The organism is Lachnoclostridium sp. An181, from assembly GCF_002160325.1.
Classification (GTDB): Bacteria; Bacillota; Clostridia; order Lachnospirales; family Lachnospiraceae; genus An181.
Window position 1 is genome coordinate 64,492 of the sequence record NZ_NFKJ01000005.1, and the last position, 20,564, is coordinate 85,055.

Sequence of the window (20,564 nt, forward strand, 5' to 3'; positions counted from 1 at the left end):
TTTAATTGATCTTGCCGGCCTTTTTCAAAATCGCCTCCACAGCCGCACAGGCCGGACAATCACAATATTTCGCTCCTGCAGCCTTTATTTGTCTTGCATGATCTGCAACACCTTTAGCCGCATCCGCTCCTCCAAACACCTGACTTCCTGCATCTGATTCCGCAAACGCGATCAAGCCGTCAACAGTAACGATGTCCTGTTCCAGCTTGGCAAAATATTTGTCTGTTTCGGTTTCTTCGTTCTCCGTGCCCACCGCACTCAACCAGGTTTCCGCTGCATTTTTGGCCTCCTTGCTGCATGTCGGGGCCTCCATTAATTCTTTTGTTTTTCCAACAATATACTCCACTACTTCTTTTTTCATAAAACAGACCTCCTTTGTTCTTTCATATGGTTTCATTTTAGCACATTTCACAGAACATTGGGCCTATACTTTTATATTCCATACGCTCATTTCTTAATCAATTCCAGCCACCCTTGCTCTTCTTTCATAAAGCCATACGTTTCTTCATCCCCAAAAGATTTCAGCAGGTTCTCTTTCATTTCCTTAATAACATTCTCATCCATTTCTTTGAAAGACATATGTGTATAAAGGGGCGATGTTCGAAAAGCTGTGATATGTTCAATCCCAGACAACATCTTTTTTGCAACATGCAGCACGGTTTCTCTGTCTTTTTGCGAGGTTGCCAGATCCAGTCTGCCGCAAACTTCATAGTACTCTCCCATTTCAAAAAGCTTTGCAAGGCCCTCCTGTTTTTCCACCATTGCTTTCGCTTTTTCCATATCCTTCTCTTTCATCGCCACCATATATATTCCCTGCAGCACAGCGCTGATAATCTGATACTCTGCAAATAACAGTTCTTCATATGTTTTGTAAGCATCCTGCGTCCGTCCCATTTTATAAAAAACAGCTGCCTGTTTTCGTTTCCTTTCCGAATTTTGTTTGGAAAAATAGCTCAAGTACGTTTCCGCTTTTTCATAGCGGCCTTTTCTTAAGTAGAAATTGTATAAAGAATCTGCTGCGCTATATCTCACATCCTCATCTTTACTTTCCAGTGCTCTGACATAACAGTCCACAATAAAAGCATCGTATTTCTCGGAATCCGGAACTTCTCTAAACAGCCTTTGCGCATCTAAAATAAGCGCCAGCTGCCAGGATAATCTTGCGCAGTTTGGGTATTTCTCCAATGTCTTTTTCACCCAATCAAATGTCTCTTCATAAGTTTTTTCCTTAATATACCTGTCTGCTTTTAAAACAAACTTTTGTATTTCTTCCGCTGTCAGCTCCCCTTGAAACGACAACAAAGTGTCCAGAGAAATATCCAGAAGTCTTGCGATCGGCGCCAACATCATAATATCCGGATAGGAATTCCCGTTCTCCCATTTGTTTACTGCCGGCGCTGTGACCCCCAGACGATTTGCCATCTCCTCCTGTGTCATATTTTTTTCTTTTCTATATTTTCGTATTGTCTCTCCTATCTGCATATATAGTGCTCCTTTCCTTTTTTGCATCGGCCTTTGCTAAATTAAGCATAGCAAACAGAGAAACTTTTCACAATTGAGCAGATTTTAATTATTCGTTCATAAAATTAACCAACACTTATGTAAGATTGAATAGCAAAATTTATCTTTCCATTATTTAATGATATTCCTTTTCATAGGAGCCAGCTGATTTTCGCCTAAAATAGTATTGATCGGCTTTTTTAGTCTACTGCCAAAAAATTTTACAACCAAACCAGTCAGCAATGCTGATAAAATTGTTCCCTCCCTTGTACCCACGATCGTAAAATCAAAGAACAAAAGTGACACAATAAGAGAGACCACCACACACAAAACATCAAATACGATTTTTACATTGCCAAATTCTCTATTGCTTATATCGGAGATTGCTTTTACGAATGCTTCTCCTGAATTCATGATCACATTCGCGATAACCGAAAGAGAGATTCCAAAACCAAGAATTACAATACCCAACAATACCATAGCCAAACACACCGGATAAGAATTGACCGGAATAAAGGACACCAGCCACATTCCAAAATCTGTAAACCATCCAAATAGAAATGAAAGCGGAATCTGCAATAACTGTACAGGTTGGAATTTACTTCGCAGTATTAATATCTGTCCTATAATAAGAAGGCAATTCCAGATAATCAACCATGTCCCCATAGATACGGAAGAAAATTTACAACTCATTACATTTGCAACAGACGAAATAGGCGATACCCCTAATTCCCCGCCCTTCGTAAATGCGACTCCCAGCGCCGCAAAGAAAAGACTTATCACAAATAATATATATCGTTTCAAAATTTCAGCTTTACTCATCAGATTTTACTCCTCTCCCGTACATATTTTTATTAATGTTTTCTAAAAATACATTGAGCATTTCTTTTTCCTTCTCGTCAAATCCTAAAAGCGCCATCTCTTCTATGGCCTCAAATTTTTGTTTCACCTGTTCTGCAAGAAGTTTCCCTTTATCCGTCAAAAAGACGTATAAGCTGCGCCGGTTGCCATTAAGATTTTTTCGTACTATCAACTCCTTGTTTTCCATTCCCAGCAATATTGAAGTAATGGTTGCAGGCTCCATATAGCACGACTTTGCGATTTCTTTTTGAGCAACACCATCGTGGTCCAATAAATAGTCTAGTATCTTTGGCTGGCCCGGTGTCAGCTCAAGATTCAAATCTTTTAGACTCGCAAGCAAAGACTTTTGAAATAATAAATGGTCTGCCATAAGCAGATAATGGATTGTTTGTTTCATAATTCCCTCCCGAAAATATTAGAATTCTAATAATTAGAACATTAATATTTTAACCATCTAAAATCACTTTGTCAAGGAACAGTCGCAAGTCCCATGAAGTGCAATCTCAAAACTTTTTCTTGATAATTGATTTTCCATCTGATACAATAACTCCCGCAAAACTTTGGTATGAATTATGCTAAAGGCAAAATTCCAAAACATAATTTTTACTCTTCTCATGGCTTTCGCCATGGTATATGTCATGATCTGTTATAATTTTTCCTATGGCATTCTTCTGCCAGATTTTCTATATAGGACCTTTTTTGCGTCTTATTTTCCGAATCCTTTTCCGGACCGGGAGAGATGCCTAATATGGGTCTGCCTGTCTCTGCGTTTTTCTTTTCTCTATAGCTTTTTCCCCTATTCAGGTTAAAAAAATGGACCGCTCCCCAAAAGGACCGGACATGGCCATCAGCCTATTTCATCCGCTTTCAGCTCTCTTTGAAACACTAACAACCGAAAAATCCAAAAATAAAACAGCGCAGCCCATTGTTATCCGCAATGGACTGCGCCCCAAAATTTCATCACATTATTTAAAACTTTAAAGAATACACGCTCAACACGTTTTATTGGATTGGTGAACCACAATATTCACACTCGCCAGTTTCACCCTGAATCCTATTGCTTGCCCCACAACAGCTGCACACCACGACTCTGGATGAGTTGTTTGCAGCATCATCTGTACCAGGAGCAGATGTTTTCTCTTTGTTCTCCACCACTACAATTTCACGGATGTTATCATCTATGCGTACATTTTTCAAAAATCCTTTTTCAATCATCTTTTGAATGTCTGCTCTCACAACATCATATGTTTTCCCAGTGGAGGATGCTATACTGTCAAGCCTTTTTTCATTCTCATTTACCAAAATTGCCAAATACTGTTTTACGGTGTCTGCCTCAGCCTTCATTTTTCTTGAAATAATGTGCAAAACAACTGCTGCTATTCCAAAAAATACACCTATTTTCGCATTTATCGAATCATTATCAGTTACAAATATTCCAATGAATCCTAGCGCAGCAAGAACATATGAAACAATTGCAAGCTTCTTGACTGTTTTATCCCCACTCAATGCTGTCTTTCTATCAAAGGAAACACGTTTGTAAATTAAAAACACTCCTATTGGCCAAAAAACTATGATAAAAAATATAATCCAAGGCCAACTATAAATTGCACTCATCTTTTTATTATCTTTCATGATCCTTCTCCCCCTAAGTTAGAAACTACCTTTCTTTTTTTGTTTTATCTGCGCAGAGCGCACTTTTATCAGATTTTGGATTTGTTTTATCATTTCTTCGATTTGGAGACTACCATCTTCTCTGAACAGTTGTCTCAGTTCATCCAGTTTCCCCAAAATCTCTTTCTCATTCCCACAGGTGTCCGTATGATCCGAATACTTCAGCATATCCGAAATTTCTCTCAACCCTTCTGCGTGTTCTGATTGTGCAAATGTGATCGACATTTCTTCCGCCTTCCTGTAACACTCATCAACAAGTGCACGGGAGGATGCATGTTGTTTGTTCTCTTCTTTTGCTTTTGTTCCGAAATACAATGTCACAAGATCTGTCACTGCAATTACAGCAATCAACAACAGATTGATCAGGATATACTGCGTGACAAGAACCGGAAAAATATTTACAAAAACAAGAGAGATTCCCAAAACAACAAGTATATGTATCAGACTGGACATGATATTTGCTGTCCCGAAAATACTTCCTTCTATTTTCAGAGCTTTAATCGTGCCTATCATTTCAGCGATCAACAAAAACACCAAAGACAGCCAGAACATCGGAACCGTAAAAATATTATCAACTGCCAATAGATAGAAAATAATCGTCGCGATCATTGCTATACAAAAACATACAGCAAGTGTTGTCCTGTTACTTTTTTTCATTTTCTCACCACCTATTTCAGGGCTGTTCCGCACTCTGGGCAAAATTTCGCCTTTTCGTCAAGCTGATTGCCGCAGGATGGACACTTTCTCACAATCGACTCTCCGCACTCTGGGCAAAACTTGCTGTCTTCAGGAACCGGTTTCCCACAGTTTGGACATAGGCGTGGAAGTGCTTTCCCACAGGTTGGGCACACTTTTGCGCCATCCGGCATATCTGCTTTGCAGTTTGGACATGGGTTATATTTTTTTCCACACTCCATGCAAAATTTTGATTCCTCCCTCAATGCGGCTCCACAGGCCGAACACTTTATTTCCTCACTTTTTTCTACCTTTGCTTCAGTGTCACATCCACAATGATTGCAGAAACGATCTTTCTTGTCTATTACTGAATTGCATTTGGGGCAGATTTTTGTCTCATGGGTATCCATGCTTTTTGACAATTCTCCAAACTGATTCCCCATCATGCCGCCGACTCCAACTCCCATGCCCAGTCCAATACCTGCGCCCATCATACCGCCCTGCATAGAATTGGGATTTGTTGCTGCTCCTTCCAGCGTATCAAAAGTTCTTTCCTGTTGATAACTGTATCCGACAATATCCATCTCAGCTCTCTTAGCAAGCGCTTTCTTCAATTGCTGTACTGTTTCGTCAGCCTCCGGTACATTGATATCATTTACATAAAAAGACGTCAAACCGATTCCATATTCTTCAAAATCAGGTGTCATACTTTCTTTCAGAAAATCTGAAATCTCATCCAAATACGCATTAATCTCCAAAACACTGACCTTTTCATGTACCAGATAAGAGGATATAGCATCTTTTGCCTTTGTCAAATACACCCCTCTAAAATATTTTAAAAGATTGGTCTTGTCAAACAATGGCAAAGTTCCCACCAATTTCATGAGAAACTTTTTCGACTCTTCTATCTGGATTCCAAACTGGCCAAATGCTCTCACCGGAACAAACACTTTATACTTTGGATCCTGTAATTGTATTGGCGTCGCGGTCCCCCATTTTACATCCAAGGTAAATACTTTGTTTATGTACCATACTTCTGCGCTAAAAGGAGAACGTCCTCCAAACGGAAGATTGATCAACTTATTCAATATCGGAATATTTTGTGTGCTCAGAGTATGTCTTCCTGCCTGGAACACATCGCATACCTGCCCACCTTTTACCAAAATTGCTTCCTGCGATTCATTCACGATCAGCTGTGTCCAGGTGCCCAATTCACTGTTTGGGTATTTCCAGGCAAAAACATCCGGATTCCCATCATACTTAATCACATCAACAATCGCCATCTCTTTCACCTCATCATAACCACTGCTGTAGCTGTTTTCCACATTTCAACTCTATTAAAATGTATCATTCCTTATGATATCTGTCTATCATCTCAATACATTTTATAATAACATAAAAAAAGTGGTATTGCCACTATGGATTGAAACCCAAAATAAAAATATTTCTAATATTCCAGTTCCATCACATCATCAGGAATGCCAGCTCTCAATTATCTTCATTTCAGTCTGTTTTATTTCTCACTCATACAATATATACCTTGTTTACACAAAAAGACCACGGTGGATTTTCCAGGATCTCGTAATATGGCTTATGAAAATAGCTGTAAAATGCCAGATAAAAGATCATATCTCTTGGTCCCTGAATGTCCTTTATTGTCTTGCCTATGTACTGCATCTTCTGACCTTCATCCATACTTTCCCAACACAGGTTTCCCGTACGCTCAATCTGTCTGGCTACTGCCTGACAGCTCTTTTTTGTCTGCTGTGCCACAGCCGGATAAATATCCTTGGTCATTCGTATATCATCCAACGGTATCTTCCTGTAAAACAGCAGTTTTTTCACTATCTCAACTGCACATGCCATCGGAAAAATATCCCTTCTCGTAGGTCCTAGTATGCTGCGGATTAAAATGGTTTCTTTTGTCATATCAAAAACTCCTTTCTGTTTTAGCTTTTTCCAGCTTTTTTAAGAATATGACAAATTTTCCATTTTCGACATTCAATAATATAAAAAATGCTTTTCTTTTTTACTATATATTTTCTCTATAGTTTTTTACAGCTTTCTCCGCATTATCTTCTGCAATATGAACATATATTTGCTTATTCTTATTTTAGTTTGGTACAAAACACTATTCCAAGACTCATTATGAAAAATTTTATTCTGAATCCATATATTCAGTCATAATCACTACAAAAAGTTTGACCTTTAAAACAATTTTTTCTTGATAATCATAGAACCTTCTGCTATAATAACTCCCGCAAAACTTTGGTATGAATTGGAAACAGGCAGTCCTCGCTGCTGAACAACACATCTTTTTGCCAAAATAATTAGACAAAGGAGATAACTTTATGCCAAAGACAAAATTTCAAAACATCATTTTTACTCTTCTCATGGCTTTTGCTATGGTATATGTCATGATCTGCTATAACATCTCGTTAAACCTTGGTGGTATGAAAAACGAGATTTTTTTTATGGCGTTTCATGAACTTCTCATCATGTGGCCTCTTGCCTTTATCCTCGAATTTTTCATTGTAGACAAATTGGCTCATCTATTGGCTTTCCGGCTGGTGACACCCGGAGTAGACAAGCCATTATTCCTCATGTTGGGGATTTCTTCTATGATCGTATGTATCATGTGCCCGGTCATGAGTCTTGCTGCCACTTTGCTTTTTAAAGATGCAGGCCCACAATGGTTCGCTGTATGGACTCAAACCACAGTTATGAATTTCCCTATGGCTTTTTTCAGCCAGATTTTCTATATAGGTCCATTTGTACGCCTGATCTTCCGGGTTCTATTCCGAATCAAGGAAGAAAAATAAAAAATTGTTTTATTGAGAAAAGCCAGAACAGGTATTACCTGTCCCTGAGCTTTTCTTTTTCCGTTTCCGCAATCTAACTGCTGTTTCAACAAGAGAATCTATCTTGTATTGCATTTTGTTTTTTGATTTTATCACATTATAAATGTTTTTTTCAACAAAATAATGTCATAGTTTTTCTATATACTACCACAATCCACACCTCCGCTGTTGTCTGCAATATAACAGTCACGGTTCATTGTAATGTACAAAAAAGTTTATCTTATTGGTCACTTCAAATTTGTATTCTCCTTTGCGCAGATACTGACTCCCTTCACTCCCAGACTCTCCCGGTTATTGATATCCTATTTTTTTCAAATTCTGACAGCTTACTGCTAATAAGATGTATAGAAATACAGTTGTTCTTCTATATATAAAATATATTTTTTATCTTTCTTCTATATGTCCATTCCATCTCATCGTATAATCTGTTTCCGTTGTATCCTCATCTACTCCTTCTGAAACTATAAGCAAGCCTTCTCTCAAATAGAAGTTCACTGCACGCGTATTTTTCTGATAGACATTCAATGAAAACCGGGGATATATTTTTTTGATATGATCCAAAAGACTTTTCCCGATTCCCATGGAACGGTATTTTTTATCAACAAAAATTCCTGCAAGATAATCTCCCATCATACCGGCAAATCCTTGTATATTCTTATCTTGCTCATATACGTACATATCTGCCTGCAAAAACTGCTCTTTCACTAGAGAATAATGTGATATCCAATACTCTCTTGGCACGAAATCATGTGTTTCCACATTTCCCTCTAACCAAATCTGTACCACTTGTTCTATATCTTTCCTTTCAAACTTTCTTATCATGCCTGTTATCTCCTCTTTCCATATCTGATTTTATAGCAAAACAAAACTGCTGCATTTATCAAGAGCATGCTGACTCCTGATATAAAAAACCATACATTTACTCCGACTTTTTCCGCAATGGGACTGCTTATCAATAAACCGACTGGCATTGTTACCGATGAGATCAATGTAAGAACAGAAAAAGCTCTCCCCATTTTTTCAGGCACAACAGTCTCCTGAATATACGCTGTCAATGGGATGGTATGAACATTTCCCGATGCACCAAGAAGAATACAGGCAAAAGTAAAGAGAAACCATCCGATATAAACAGGCGGTATGATACCACAAACGGCAGAAATCAATCCCATTCCAAACAATCCGATAAAAGATACCTTTATTTTTTTCTCAACTTTGAGCACACTGGAAAACAGCAGAGAAGATACCATCATACCAACAGCAAAAGCAAGCTCTACAGCACTTCCGTACATTGCAGACAATCCAAAATAATCACTGGTCATCAATGGATAAAAAGACGACAGCGGAGCATAAAAGAACATACAGAAAGCCTCACCTAATATCAGATACAGAAGTTTTTTATCCTCCTGGAAAACCTGAAGTCCCCCCTTAAACTGCTGTATCATATTTTCTTTTTCCGTTTGCTTTTTCTCTAATTTCGGAACACTTACAACACCTAATGCCACACTTGCGAAAACAGCACCTATTACATCACTCATCAAGACCACTGACATCGGAAACATGGCGTAAAGGGATGCGCCAATGACCGGGCCAAGGAAAAAGGAACCCGCATTCATCAGCTGCATCCATCCATTTGTCTTTACAAGCTGTTCTGACGGAACAAGCTGCGGGATGATAGACTGGATTGCAGGCTGCTGAAATGTACTTCCAATTCCTCTCACACACAGCATAACAAATACTGTCCATACAGGCAGGTCAAAAAAGAACAACAAAATGGCATAGATCACAGCAACTGTACCCATTGCCATATCCGCAAAAATGCAGATAAACTTGCGGTTTAGCCTGTCTGCTGCAATTCCCGCAACAGGACTAAAAAGAGTCATAGGCAAATAGGCCACAATCCCGGATATTCCAAGCATCAGCGGTGATGAAGTTTTCTCTGCAAGCCACCAGATCAAGGCAAATTGAACGCCATGACTTCCCAATAACGATATTGCCTGCCCTAAGGCAACTACTAAAAATTTAGATTTCCATTTATTTGTTTCACACATCATACTTATCCTTTCTCAACAATATCAAAATGTTACCTCAAAAGGACAATAAAAAAGGATAACCCATGATCATGAGTTATCCGCCACCTATTTTGCACTCAAAAATTTGAAATTTAATACTGGACATACCTATTCACACCAACATTTAAGTACACCAATAAGCACCGCCTACATACAGAGCCAGCTCAAATCATTTATTCGCAAAATAAGTACAACAAAAAAACCCATCATAATCTGGGATGAAACAAACATTTTTTATTGTCCCTAAATTAACGAATAAACGACATCAAGCCACCTCCCTTGTTTTAATGTGTTTGATTTTATCATATCAGTTTACAAAAAACAAGTATAATTTTCCTGTACTGATAATCCATACCTTTGTTGCATTTTCGGAAGGCTTTCCTTTGACGATATGTACGTGGATTGGTTCAACGGGTTTATTCTCATTTGTCCAGAAATAAATCCAGTATTCTCCCATTTTAAAGATTTGAGGCATTTTCAAAGCCCCCTTCCTGAGAAAATTCAATAATAAGATAAGCTGTTGATCTTATTATTTCTTCAAACTGCTTAATCTCTTCTTCCGAAAAATGGTAATTGTCAGTGTTATCAACAGTTTTTCTAAAGATGTTAAGATGCGTTGCTTGTGGCAACGGGCAATTCCGACTACAATAATGGTAACGATGGAAAGAAAGGAGGCTATCCCTAATGCTCAACGAAAATATTAAAGCAATCAGAAAATCAAAAGGACTTTCGCAACAGGAGCTTGCTGTCAAGCTGAACGTCGTGCGACAAACAGTTTCTAAATGGGAGCAAGGACTGTCGGTTCCCGATTCTGATATGTTAATCTCCATATCGGAAGCGCTTGAAACACCTGTAAGCACGTTGCTGGGAGAAACTGTTATTGAAACGGAGGTTGATAACATAAAAGCCATTTCCGAAAAATTGGAAGAGATAAATTGGCAACTGGCACAAAGGAAAAACACGAGAAGAAAAATTATTCGTTGGCTGCTTATTTCATTATGCGCAATCACAGTAATGTTTTTTGCAGCCTTAGTAATATTAAAGAGTCCTTATTTGGGGTGGGATTATAGTGACCCTGAAACCGCTGTTCTTGGAGTGGCATTTCACTCATTTGAATGGTTGTTTGTCAGAGTAGCACCAATTATCTTTATTATTGCAATCATTGGAATTTTCTTAACACGGAAGAAAGAATGAAATCATGTTCTGATAGCATTATGGTATGGAATAAGGAGGAACTAAACAGTTCCTCCAATACCGCCCCTATTTATGATGCGGCTGCCCATAACGTATCCAAATGGGAAAAAACCGCACTTACTTGTGATACGGCTCTCTATAACGTATCCAAGTGCGGTTTATACATTTAATATTCTATGCTATTCTTTCTTTACTTTTTTCTAATTCGTGCAAATATAAAGGATCAATATCAATACACTCGTTTATATTTCTTCCTCCAGCCACATCCCATGCTAATGTACCATTTAAAACCATACATTTGTTCATAAAAATGTGATACGCCTTTATTCGCTCAAAAATGTTAGGGGACAGATCCTTTTCTGCATGACAGCATACAATTTTCCCATCATCAAAATATACATCCACAGTATAATCTTCGTACGGTATTACCTGGATCACAGTTGGAATATATTCTAACATTACAGCGCCTCCTTCATATTTAAACCAAAGGATTGATTCTGTTTAATGGTTTTCCATCCTTTGCAAGTTCCCAGTTCTGCATTAATTCATCCTGATGAATCACGCACCATGCCAACACGAGTTTCAGTTGTCTTGATGGCAATGCTCCCTGCAAAACACAGGCGTCATTTATATCGATCAAAGCCTTTTTCCCATTATATTCCACATGAAAGTGGGGTGGATTATGGTCATCATAATACATAGTAATCCTTATTCCATAAAACAAAGCAATTTCTGGCATACATATACCTCCACCTTAACAGCTCACTTCTTTAATATTACATACGACTAATTTTAGTATAGCTTAGACATCATATTATGTACAGATAAATTAAGATTTACACTTATGAATGTATCTTGTTTTTTATACGCAAACTTGCTTCTATGTGCATAATCCAATGTCTTGAAAACGGCATTTGTATTAGTCCCCGAATATCTTTACCGCACCAATAATCAATAAGCCAAATTGCATTTTCATCATCACTTACAACGTTCAATGATTTTAAGCATTCTTTTCTTTCTTCTGATATTTTCTTTTTCAATTCATCATAGGATAAACTGCTGATTATCTTCTCGGTGCTATCCTTTACCTCAAAAATATATGAATAAAGTTCCTTCAAGTTAAGCTGTTTTGAAAAGTCCGCAACCTGCTCTTTTACAAGTTCATTTCCTGTTGTGATTATAGGCGAATTGATGCGTTCCTGATAATTGCCCGAAAAAAATACCTGCTCGCTTTCACTTATCAATGTGTGTGCAACTATATCTTCAATACGAAAAATGTGCCAAATCGAATATGCAATCGTTTTACTATGATAACCATCTGCATTTATAAATGGAATTGCATCGAAATCTTCTCTGTTTAATTCCTCATTAAATGTTGTTAAGGTTTCCATTAACTGATTTCGCAAATCAAATAATGTGTTAATACCTGCTTCATAGGTATCTTTCTTTTTAATTTGCGTTTGCATTGTTTTATTTAGTTCAGACCATATCTTATTCACAATAAATCATCCTCCAACAATTCCAATCTACCGCCCCAGTTTTCTTCATTATATCACTCGTTTATTTCCCTGTCATTCGATTTCTCGCTCATGCAAAAAGGGAATGAAAACTCTTTTGTCCACTCCCTTACCAAATACTCCACATGATTCATTACTTCACACCATATCATATCCAAATGCGAAAAAACCGCACTTACTGGTGATACGGTTCTCTATAACATATCTAAATTCGATTTCAATAAAAATTAGCAGTAACAGCTTATTTCTCCAAAATATGAATACCATTTCTGAATAATATCAACACTGCGTGCCTCGATCATTCTCATAATATTACGCAATGTATGTGGGGGTATTCTTGAATTATTATTGCAAAGCAGACATTTCCCTGCGCTGGTAATCCATACCTTGGTCGCATTTTCGCAAGGCTTTCCTTTTGCAATATGTACATGAATTGGTTCAACAGGCTTATTTTCATTTGTCAATAAATCCAGTATTCTCCCATTTATATTGGGGTAGCCAGTATGTAGCATGTTTAAACCTATATTGTTCATCCGGTCTCTCTATATACACTTTTACAGTTCCATCCTCTTGCATATCAGAATGAACAATTTCCGTTTCATGGTTCAATGTCATAATCAATCCACCGATATACCATTTTACCGCAATATTTTTGAGCAAATTCTCATGTATCCTTATTTTTTACAGACCCAGTCATAGTTGATTGAAATGGTATATTTTCAACCATTGTATCCCTCCGCAACTTGCAATTTAACAAACAAACCATTTTTCTCCATTATACCATCCCGTCATTCCCCTGTCATTTTCTTTCTTGAATATATAAAAGAGGAAAACAAAACGCCATATGACGAAACTTGTTTCCAAAAATATCAGCTCATTTTCAGGATATCAAATATAAAATGTTTTGAAATTCAATATCATTTTGTATATGGAAATGCTCCGGGATGAGAGGACTGCCGTACGCATTTTTCATACCCGGAGCAAATTTAAAATTGATTACTGCTCTTTACTTTCTTCCTTTGAATATTCTTCCGCACATTTCTTTACATCTGCACCGGATTGACTGTTTCATCACGCGGAATATGCCCCACATTCCTGATTCCACGTCCCATCCAAAACTTCCTGAACGATACAGATAATCACCCGGACAGGAGGCTCCGCCTTTCAGCTCCATGTCAAAACGGTTCCCGATGCTGATTCCTCCCTGAATCGGGATTTCCCTGGACAAGTCGTCTTTTGGCTGTTCCCGCCACAAATGCCCGTGAATGGTCAGCGATACATTTCTTGGCTTATCTGCAGGCATCATTGTCCGGAAGATGACCCGGTCGCCTGAATACGCCTTGTATACAGGTGTTGCCGGATCGCCATGGACTTTGCTGCTGAATACTTTCCACACCCGCGCATCCCTTGACAGCCGGTTTGCAAAACGTTCTGACCGGTAATTATATCCTTTTTCGCCGGTATCCTCCGCCTCGACCGCTTCCCCGCTGTCCGCTGCTGCTGTCTGGACTAAATTTCCCTGTGCATCCAGAAGACGGATCCCGTTCTGAATGAACAGTACATATTCCCGGAACGTTTCTGTTCCCGGCGCCGTTATCACTGCCTGTTCCGCATACGGATTTTTCTTTTTCGTAAAATTCTCATACCACCTCGCTCCTGTCGGTTCTACGATCACTGCTCCGAATAATCCGTGATATCTGTGGTTCCTCATATCTCCAAAAGACTGTAAGATACATGTTCCATATTCACGGTCCGCCTTCCAAAAATAACGCTTGCTCTCGCCGATTCCCACTGTCTGCTCTTTTGGATTATACCCCACATTGATCCCTGAATCATTGACAGGGTCATATTTCAGGAACTGAGGATTCAAAGAAACCCTGTTTGACGGCTTATGTTTCAGCTCAAGCGGCACGGTCGGATAATCAAAATAAGGGACCGGATGGTTCGGATCCAGGACATTGTGCAGCGTGACCTCCAGCCAGTCCCCGACATTTGCACGCAGTATCAGAGGCTTGGGAGTATACTTTCCGGCAAATACAAGATCCACATCTTCCAGAGGGACAAAAATCAATCCGTCCGGATCATGATCCCCGTAGCGATTGTAAACAAGTTTTGTCTGGATCGCAGCCACTTCATAGCGTCTTACCACGTCATCTTTGCCCGGACACGGCGGCAGCGGCAAAATCATATCCTTACCTTTGCAGAGCGGTTTTAAGCATTTCTGATATCTGTCATAGGCCCGGACAATGCCCCAAAGACCCAGCCATGCATCGTCAATACCACCGAAATAGTACAGGTAATCTCCCGGCTGATAGGAATCTTTGATGTTAAGATTGAATGCCTCTGAAACTCCGGTTGTCTGTGAAACCGCCAATGGCGACCGTTCATCCTCCAGTTCTTTTCGCCATGACATTCCTGTTATATTAAACGCATGCTGTTCCTCATGTGCCCCGTCTATCAAGCGGATCATCAGTTCATCTCCCGGATACGTTTCCAAAACAGGCGTCGCCGGATCTCCATGCACGTAAGAGCTGAAAATATAGGCTGGGTCTTCGTGCTTTTTCAGTCTTTCCCTCATTGGCTCTGAACGGTAATTGATCCCCATTACTCCAGGATCGTCATGAGCCCCAGGGACAACCGGAGGATTCAGTGGATTTCCGTCTTTATCAAACAGGTTTGCAAAATCATGAACAAAAAGCGCAAATTCCCGGAACGATGTTCCATCTCTTCTTCGAATCACAGCCTGCGTCCCAAACCGCAGATCTTTTCCGTTTCGTATATTATGAAAAGTCGCGCCTGCCTCCTCGATGATCAAGGCCCCAAACACGCCATGGAATTGATGTGCATTTGCAAACAAATGGTCATGGAAAAATACGGTCCGCAATTCTTCATCCGCAAAAAAACGCTCTACCAGAGTTTCATATTTTCTGGCTCCTGCGATATTATTCCAGCCGTTTGCCGCTCCATCGGAAGTAATCGTATCAAATTTAACCAAATGCACATGATGTCCTACAATGTCTGTTCTTGTTCTAAGCTGAAACGCATTTGCCTCCAGATATTCCGGAAGCAGATTCGTGGTCCGCAGTTCAATACAGTCTCCGGCATTGGCACGTATTACCAATGGCTCCACACTGATTTTCTGCTCCTCCACCATACGGATATAAGATTCCAGACCTCCAAAACGCTCCAGTTCTTCTTTTAATACAAAGAAACGCCCCTCCGGATCGTGCCAGCCATATTGATTGTACGTAAGTTTTGCCTGTACGAGAGCAATCTCAAAGACTTTCACATTTTCGCACTGCTTTTCTATCTCCAAACATTTTTTGCAGTCGCCGCGCTCTTCGTCGATCTCGAAACACTCTTTACAGTCTCTGCACTCTTCATCGATCTCAAAACACTTTTTGCAGTCTCTGCACTTTGAACATTCGCCTGTTGTGTGGCAAGGACAAGTATCTGTATACAATGCTCCGGGAACTGCATTTTCCACAAAATTTGCTTCCTCCAGAGGCGTTGGACATGCCACTGGATTTCCTTTGGCATCCAATACTCCGCACGGCGGCTGATGCGGCGGTTTCCCCACTTCTCCAAAGATAAAGTTCGGGTATCCCGGATGAAGTTTATCTTTTTTTGGCGGCTGTTCCCGGTCTTTTAACGGCAGAAGTGCCGGTATCGGTGTTCCGTCCGGAAGTTTGCCGTTTCCATCCTCCAGACGGTCATAGATCCTCCATAAGGTCCACATCCCTTCATGGAAATGCGGATACAAATGACAGTGAAAAATCACATCTCCGATCACTCTGTTCCTGCTGCCCGCCCCATATAAAATATCCAATGTGTAGCATTCCTGAGGACTGATCGTAATCGAATCAATGATCGTAGAAACCGGATTTTCCGTTTCCAGTCTCCACTGGTGATTGTGGAGATGGAACACATGGGTTTCCTTGATTCCTCCATGAACCAGACGGATTTTCGCCGGATCTCCCACATATGCCCTGAGGATCGGGGGCGCCGGATCTCCATATACCCATGAACTCATGGAAATATCTTCCCCGGAATCTACAGGGTCATGCGACAGCGGCATCCGATTTCTCATGGGTTCAGAGCGATAGCTGATTGCCGTCGTGGAGGATGGCAATCCTGTCCGATGGTCAAGCGGAGGTTTCCCATCCTTATCCAGAATCTCCAGCTCATCATGAAAGAACACCGTATATTCTCGAAAAGCCGGTTTCCCAGGCTGGTAAATATCTGCCATCAATCCACTTTCCATTTCCTCCCCAGTCTCAGGATGAAACCATCTTGCGCCAGGCGGCTCCACGATCACCGCTCCAAACAGTCCATGAATGTTGGTGGCTTCTTCACTGCTTCTTGGATCGGCCATATCATGGAAAAGAAATACCCCTTCTGTATCAGCATACCACGTGTATTCTATTTCACCACATGTTGTACTGTCCTGATTGAATCCGGTACTGGTTCCGTCCGAAGTCATAACATCATATGCCAGCCCCTGTAAATGAATCGAAAGCCTTCGGTTTAACCGATTGCGAAATTTTACTTTTACGGTATCTCCAAGATTTACCCTCAGTACCAACGGCTCTACCTCTTCGTAAGGCTGAGGCGGCGTCTGGTGGAATCTTTGGAGCGCCTCTTTTTGTATTCTCTGCGAATCTTGTTCCAACACATATAAAAGTCCATTGGGATCATAATCCCCGTACCTATTATATACAATGGGAATCTGTATTGCTTCCAGTGTAAAACGACGAATTCTGTTTTGGCAAGGATATTGACATAACTGCATTGTTTATTCTCCTTCCTGTTTCAGAATACGGAGATAATGATTCGCTTCACGAAGCACATGATCCGCCAGCAATGGTAGGATAATGGAACGTATATCGCATCCGGTAATCCCTTTTGTACCTGCTGCTTTGAAATCGCGATATCGCTTTGTGGTTTCCAGTGTTCTTTTTGTCAATCCGTTCATCGTTTTGCAGTCCTGCCGTTTCGCCTCCTCCAAAAGCCGGAAGTAATCCTCTGCAAATGTATCTGCTGTTTCTACGAGTTCACACTCTGTCGGGTCAAGCAATCCACGGATAAACAATGCATGTTCCATCATAATCTGATTCCAGAACAATTCCGTCTCAACGATATTTTCTGACGACATGCACGTTTTTTCCTCCAACATTGTTATAATCTGCCGATATAATTCTGCCTCCCGAATGATATGCTCAATCAACAACGGATAATTGGCAGTGTATAACCTGCAGGAAGTAACCTCCCTCAATATCTGCTTTTTAAACATGATCAAACCGCTCAGCAAACGCAGAACATGCCGATTCAACTGACGTATCTGCCATACCATTCTTTTGTCCGCATATTTTGCACAGCCTGCCCGCAGTTTTTTCTCTGCCTGTGTGATCCGAAAATCAATCGGAATTTTTGTAAGTCTTCCTGTCTGCTGTTCCGCCATTACCGTAAATTCTGTGAACACTTCTCCGGAACGCAGCACATCTTCTCCTACCATTCCGTCCGCAAGCCGCACGGTCTGCCGCAGTATTTTTTCAAATTCTTCACGAAACCAGTTTGCCTTGTTTCTGTATTCTGTTTCTCCTGCCGGAAAGGCAGCCTGAAGGAACAATGCATGCTCCTTCATAATTCTCCCGAAAAACAAATGTGTTTCCAGTGATGTTGTAATAAATTCTTTCATGCTTTTGCACACTCTGTTATTTTCATATTCTTTATAATATATGTGAGTATCTAAAGTTTGGGGAGTTCGTTTTACTGACTGTTAAGATATGATCGGTTTCTAAATACATTTCTTTTTTCTGTATCGGTCGGTGTGGACAAATGTGTTAAAAAGCATACGACAAATATTTATATTTCTTTTCTATAATTTGGTATTTTCTTGAGGCAAACAAAATCCTGGGGTGCGTTTTCATCGGTTCTTTGTTGTTTATCAGGCAGCTGTGCGCACTGGATGCACTTAGTAATGAAGTTTCCATACATCTCATGTTGTTGTTTATCTCTAAATTGCGAGGAAGTAGCATTAAATACTGCTACGTTTCAATACATCTCATGTTGTTGTTTATCCACAGTCTTAAAAGGAGGAACCGGAATGGCATACGCGTTTCAATACATCTCATGTTGTTGTTTATCGTATTCTGTTATCTATTTGAAGCTAAATAGATCGGTTTCAATACATCTCATGTTGTTGTTTATCGTCAGATCTACAACGTATATATAATGCTTTGGGCTAGTTTCAATACATCTCATGTTGTTGTTTATCTCAGATCTGCAACGTATATACAATGCGCTCGGATAGTTTCAATACATCTCATGTTGTTGTTTATCGATGATATTGAGAGTATCAACTTCGCCGGGTACATGTTTCAATACATCTCATGTTGTTGTTTATCCCGCACCTTTCATAAGAATGGTCGGAAAATTATCATGTTTCAATACATCTCATGTTGTTGTTTATCATACTCTTTCTGTTATGTTCTCATGCGCGGACGTCCGTTTCAATACATCTCATGTTGTTGTTTATCTCATTATTTTAGCGTAAAATATACGCCTTTAGAGGCGTTTCAATACATCTCATGTTGTTGTTTATCGCAAACAAAAAGCCACAGTCCAAAAGCTTAATCCTTGTTTCAATACATCTCATGTTGTTGTTTATCTATACCGGCTTGAAATTGTATCAAGTCGCTAACCGTTTCAATACATCTCATGTTGTTGTTTATCAATTAGTTTCGTGCCCAACGGAACAAGAAGCCATGTTTCAATACATCTCATGTTGTTGTTTATCAGGCTTTTTGCTACTGAATCCGATTACATTGAATATGGTTTCAATACATCTCATGTTGTTGTTTATCTTTTCGGGAAATGATAAGCAAAGCACTTGCAAATCAGTTTCAATACATCTCATGTTGTTGTTTATCTGCAAAAGCATAACGGTGCGGTTCTATTAACATTGTTTCAATACATCTCATGTTGTTGTTTATCAGATTATGACCACGTTGTTAGGAACAACCGTAGAAAGTTTCAATACATCTCATGTTGTTGTTTATCACAACTGCATACAATAGGGCAAGCGCAGGAACGAGTGTTTCAATACATCTCATGTTGTTGTTTATCTTGACTTCCTTCTAGTAAAGCACTATACCGCCCAGGTTTCAATACATCTCATGTTGTTGTTTATCTATAATAATCACCTGCCTTATTCAATTGTTTAAAAGTTTCAATACATCTCATGTTGTTGTTTATCCATGAGCAATAATAAATCAGAAAGGATAGAAAGAAGTTTCAATACATCTCATGTTGTTGTTTATCCTTGAAAGACGACCGTAATTATATAAGGCATAGCACTGTTTCAATACATCTCATGTTGTTGTTTATCACGTTGCAGATAGAGGCGCAGGCAAGTACACAAGAGTTTCAATACATCTCATGTTGTTGTTTATCGATAATGGTAGCCAGGGTATGAAAAGAAAAGATTGTTTCAATACATCTCATGTTGTTGTTTATCACGCCTTCATATTCGTTCTCATAGGCAGCAGGATGTTTCAATACATCTCATGTTGTTGTTTATCTATAGCATAGCTGGCATGTTGTAGCGTGGCAAGGTGGTTTCAATACATCTCATGTTGTTGTTTATCTAGGAAGGTTCACGTATCCAAATTCACTTTCACCGTTTCAATACATCTCATGTTGTTGTTTATCAATCCCTACAATGTGAAACGCATGGCAAAGTAACAAGTTTCAATACATCTCATGTTGTTGTTTATCTTCCGCATCGTGTGAAAGCAGGTATCACACATAACAAGTTTCAATACATCTCATGTTGTTGTTTATCTACTCTCCTACTATTACAGAAAACACAGGGAACGAGTTTCAATACATCTCATGTTGTTGTTTATCGTCAATTCAAGCAATCAGACATAGCACTGTCTCAAAAGTTTCAATACATCTCATGTTGTTTATCCGAGCGTATATGGGTGGCTATACCATTCCACAGCGTTTCAATACATCTCATGTTGTTGTTTATCTTCTGTCTGCCGTTTGATTGCAAGCGCAAGAAGTGTTTCAATACATCTCATGTTGTTGTTTATCCAGACGTGTATGAATCCCCGTCTCAGAAAGCAACGTTTCAATACATCTCATGTTGTTGTTTATCAAAAATGCTTACAATGCTTTGCAACCAATCTGATGGTTTCAATACATCT

At 39.5% G+C, this 20,564-nt stretch carries 19 protein-coding genes and 1 CRISPR repeat array (1 of these 20 running past the window's edge); of the genes, 2 read left to right on the forward strand and 17 right to left on the reverse strand.

Annotated elements, in window-relative coordinates; genetic code table 11:
• Position 1: 1 nt before the first annotated feature.
• From B5F18_RS04900 to B5F18_RS04940, 8 genes are all read right to left on the reverse strand, one after another.
• Positions 2–361: a molecular chaperone Hsp90 gene (locus B5F18_RS04900; protein WP_087156559.1), complete on the reverse strand. Its 360-nt coding sequence runs from the start codon at positions 359–361 to the stop codon at positions 2–4.
• Positions 362–447: 86 nt separating this feature from the next.
• Positions 448–1,482: a helix-turn-helix domain-containing protein gene (locus B5F18_RS04905; RefSeq protein WP_087156560.1), complete on the reverse strand. Its 1,035-nt coding sequence runs from the start codon at positions 1,480–1,482 to the stop codon at positions 448–450.
• Between the two features lie 150 nt (positions 1,483–1,632).
• Entirely contained in the window at positions 1,633–2,322 is a 690-nt protein-coding gene (locus B5F18_RS04910; protein WP_087156561.1) for a YczE/YyaS/YitT family protein, read from the reverse strand.
• Entirely contained in the window at positions 2,315–2,758 is a 444-nt protein-coding gene (locus tag B5F18_RS04915; protein WP_087156562.1) for a MarR family winged helix-turn-helix transcriptional regulator, read from the reverse strand. The genes B5F18_RS04910 and B5F18_RS04915 overlap by 8 nt, the downstream gene beginning before the upstream one ends.
• A 605-nt stretch (positions 2,759–3,363) precedes the next feature.
• Entirely contained in the window at positions 3,364–3,993 is a 630-nt protein-coding gene (locus tag B5F18_RS04925; RefSeq protein ID WP_087156564.1) for a hypothetical protein, read from the reverse strand.
• Positions 3,994–4,011: 18 nt separating this feature from the next.
• On the reverse strand, positions 4,012–4,689 hold the full coding sequence (locus B5F18_RS04930; protein ID WP_087156565.1) for a hypothetical protein: 678 nt from the start codon (positions 4,687–4,689) through the stop codon (positions 4,012–4,014).
• A gap of 11 nt (positions 4,690–4,700) precedes the next feature.
• Positions 4,701–6,032 carry an SPFH domain-containing protein gene (locus B5F18_RS04935; protein ID WP_330394106.1) on the reverse strand — a complete coding sequence of 444 codons (1,332 nt, stop codon included), beginning with the start codon at positions 6,030–6,032 and terminating at the stop codon, positions 4,701–4,703.
• Between the two features lie 199 nt (positions 6,033–6,231).
• Complete coding sequence (locus B5F18_RS04940) at positions 6,232–6,636, reverse strand: sporulation initiation factor Spo0A C-terminal domain-containing protein (protein ID WP_087156566.1); 405 nt, start codon at positions 6,634–6,636, stop codon at positions 6,232–6,234.
• Between the two features lie 422 nt (positions 6,637–7,058).
• Here B5F18_RS04940 and B5F18_RS04945 point away from each other — a divergent pair, with 422 nt between their 5' ends.
• Positions 7,059–7,529 (forward strand): DUF2798 domain-containing protein, encoded by a 471-nt coding sequence (locus tag B5F18_RS04945; protein WP_087156567.1) that lies wholly within the window; start codon positions 7,059–7,061, stop codon positions 7,527–7,529.
• A gap of 423 nt (positions 7,530–7,952) precedes the next feature.
• Here B5F18_RS04945 and B5F18_RS04950 read toward each other — a convergent pair whose 3' ends face one another.
• The 3 genes from B5F18_RS04950 to B5F18_RS12960 form a co-directional block, all read right to left on the reverse strand.
• Positions 7,953–8,390: an N-acetyltransferase gene (locus B5F18_RS04950; protein ID WP_087156568.1), complete on the reverse strand. Its 438-nt coding sequence runs from the start codon at positions 8,388–8,390 to the stop codon at positions 7,953–7,955.
• A 5-nt stretch (positions 8,391–8,395) separates the two neighbouring features.
• The gene (locus tag B5F18_RS04955; protein ID WP_242955806.1) at positions 8,396–9,619 is read right to left on the reverse strand and encodes an MFS transporter; all 1,224 of its coding nucleotides are present in this window, start codon (positions 9,617–9,619) and stop codon (positions 8,396–8,398) included.
• A gap of 325 nt (positions 9,620–9,944) precedes the next feature.
• Positions 9,945–10,112, reverse strand: a complete 168-nt coding sequence (locus tag B5F18_RS12960) for a DUF4160 domain-containing protein (RefSeq protein ID WP_087156570.1) — start codon at positions 10,110–10,112, stop codon at positions 9,945–9,947.
• A 209-nt stretch (positions 10,113–10,321) separates the two neighbouring features.
• Here B5F18_RS12960 and B5F18_RS04965 point away from each other — a divergent pair, with 209 nt between their 5' ends.
• On the forward strand, positions 10,322–10,831 hold the full coding sequence (locus tag B5F18_RS04965) for a helix-turn-helix domain-containing protein (protein ID WP_087156571.1): 510 nt from the start codon (positions 10,322–10,324) through the stop codon (positions 10,829–10,831).
• Between the two features lie 174 nt (positions 10,832–11,005).
• Here B5F18_RS04965 and B5F18_RS04970 read toward each other — a convergent pair whose 3' ends face one another.
• The 6 genes from B5F18_RS04970 to B5F18_RS05000 all read right to left on the reverse strand — a co-directional run bounded on the left by B5F18_RS04970 (position 11,006) and on the right by B5F18_RS05000 (position 18,046).
• Positions 11,006–11,290: a DUF2442 domain-containing protein gene (locus B5F18_RS04970; RefSeq protein WP_087156572.1), complete on the reverse strand. Its 285-nt coding sequence runs from the start codon at positions 11,288–11,290 to the stop codon at positions 11,006–11,008.
• A 19-nt stretch (positions 11,291–11,309) separates the two neighbouring features.
• The gene (locus B5F18_RS04975; protein WP_087156573.1) at positions 11,310–11,570 is read right to left on the reverse strand and encodes a DUF4160 domain-containing protein; all 261 of its coding nucleotides are present in this window, start codon (positions 11,568–11,570) and stop codon (positions 11,310–11,312) included.
• A 103-nt stretch (positions 11,571–11,673) separates the two neighbouring features.
• Positions 11,674–12,330 carry a phage head-tail adapter protein gene (locus B5F18_RS04980; protein ID WP_087156574.1) on the reverse strand — a complete coding sequence of 219 codons (657 nt, stop codon included), beginning with the start codon at positions 12,328–12,330 and terminating at the stop codon, positions 11,674–11,676.
• 245 nt (positions 12,331–12,575) lie between these two features.
• The gene (locus B5F18_RS12965; protein WP_334293331.1) at positions 12,576–12,881 is read right to left on the reverse strand and encodes a DUF4160 domain-containing protein; all 306 of its coding nucleotides are present in this window, start codon (positions 12,879–12,881) and stop codon (positions 12,576–12,578) included.
• 473 nt (positions 12,882–13,354) lie between these two features.
• The gene (locus B5F18_RS04995) at positions 13,355–17,140 is read right to left on the reverse strand and encodes a multicopper oxidase domain-containing protein (protein WP_087156577.1); all 3,786 of its coding nucleotides are present in this window, start codon (positions 17,138–17,140) and stop codon (positions 13,355–13,357) included.
• A gap of 3 nt (positions 17,141–17,143) precedes the next feature.
• Positions 17,144–18,046 (reverse strand): DUF2935 domain-containing protein, encoded by a 903-nt coding sequence (locus tag B5F18_RS05000; RefSeq protein WP_087156578.1) that lies wholly within the window; start codon positions 18,044–18,046, stop codon positions 17,144–17,146.
• A 287-nt stretch (positions 18,047–18,333) separates the two neighbouring features.
• A CRISPR array of direct repeats spans positions 18,334–20,564; the repeat unit is 30 nt; unit sequence GTTTCAATACATCTCATGTTGTTGTTTATC (it continues 1,593 nt past the right edge of the window).

Excerpts from the sequence above, each read along its gene's own strand:
- B5F18_RS04950 (WP_087156568.1), bottom strand. The coding sequence starts at position 8,390 with ATGATAAGAAAGTTTGAAAGGAAAGATATAGAACAAGTGGTACAGATT.
- B5F18_RS04900 (WP_087156559.1), bottom strand. The coding sequence starts at position 361 with ATGAAAAAAGAAGTAGTGGAGTATATTGTTGGAAAAACAAAAGAATTA.
- B5F18_RS04905 (WP_087156560.1), bottom strand. The coding sequence starts at position 1,482 with ATGCAGATAGGAGAGACAATACGAAAATATAGAAAAGAAAAAAATATG.
- B5F18_RS04945 (WP_087156567.1), top strand. The coding sequence starts at position 7,059 with ATGCCAAAGACAAAATTTCAAAACATCATTTTTACTCTTCTCATGGCT.
- B5F18_RS04915 (WP_087156562.1), bottom strand. The coding sequence starts at position 2,758 with ATGAAACAAACAATCCATTATCTGCTTATGGCAGACCATTTATTATTT.
- B5F18_RS12960 (WP_087156570.1), bottom strand. The coding sequence starts at position 10,112 with ATGCCTCAAATCTTTAAAATGGGAGAATACTGGATTTATTTCTGGACA.
- B5F18_RS04925 (WP_087156564.1), bottom strand. The coding sequence starts at position 3,993 with ATGAAAGATAATAAAAAGATGAGTGCAATTTATAGTTGGCCTTGGATT.
- B5F18_RS04910 (WP_087156561.1), bottom strand. The coding sequence starts at position 2,322 with ATGAGTAAAGCTGAAATTTTGAAACGATATATATTATTTGTGATAAGT.
- B5F18_RS04970 (WP_087156572.1), bottom strand. The coding sequence starts at position 11,290 with ATGTTAGAATATATTCCAACTGTGATCCAGGTAATACCGTACGAAGAT.
- B5F18_RS04930 (WP_087156565.1), bottom strand. The coding sequence starts at position 4,689 with ATGAAAAAAAGTAACAGGACAACACTTGCTGTATGTTTTTGTATAGCA.
- B5F18_RS12965 (WP_334293331.1), bottom strand. The coding sequence starts at position 12,881 with ATGAACAATATAGGTTTAAACATGCTACATACTGGCTACCCCAATATA.
- B5F18_RS04975 (WP_087156573.1), bottom strand. The coding sequence starts at position 11,570 with ATGCCAGAAATTGCTTTGTTTTATGGAATAAGGATTACTATGTATTAT.
- B5F18_RS04965 (WP_087156571.1), top strand. The coding sequence starts at position 10,322 with ATGCTCAACGAAAATATTAAAGCAATCAGAAAATCAAAAGGACTTTCG.
- B5F18_RS04940 (WP_087156566.1), bottom strand. The coding sequence starts at position 6,636 with ATGACAAAAGAAACCATTTTAATCCGCAGCATACTAGGACCTACGAGA.
- B5F18_RS04995 (WP_087156577.1), bottom strand. The coding sequence starts at position 17,140 with ATGCAGTTATGTCAATATCCTTGCCAAAACAGAATTCGTCGTTTTACA.
- B5F18_RS04955 (WP_242955806.1), bottom strand. The coding sequence starts at position 9,619 with ATGATGTGTGAAACAAATAAATGGAAATCTAAATTTTTAGTAGTTGCC.
- B5F18_RS05000 (WP_087156578.1), bottom strand. The coding sequence starts at position 18,046 with ATGAAAGAATTTATTACAACATCACTGGAAACACATTTGTTTTTCGGG.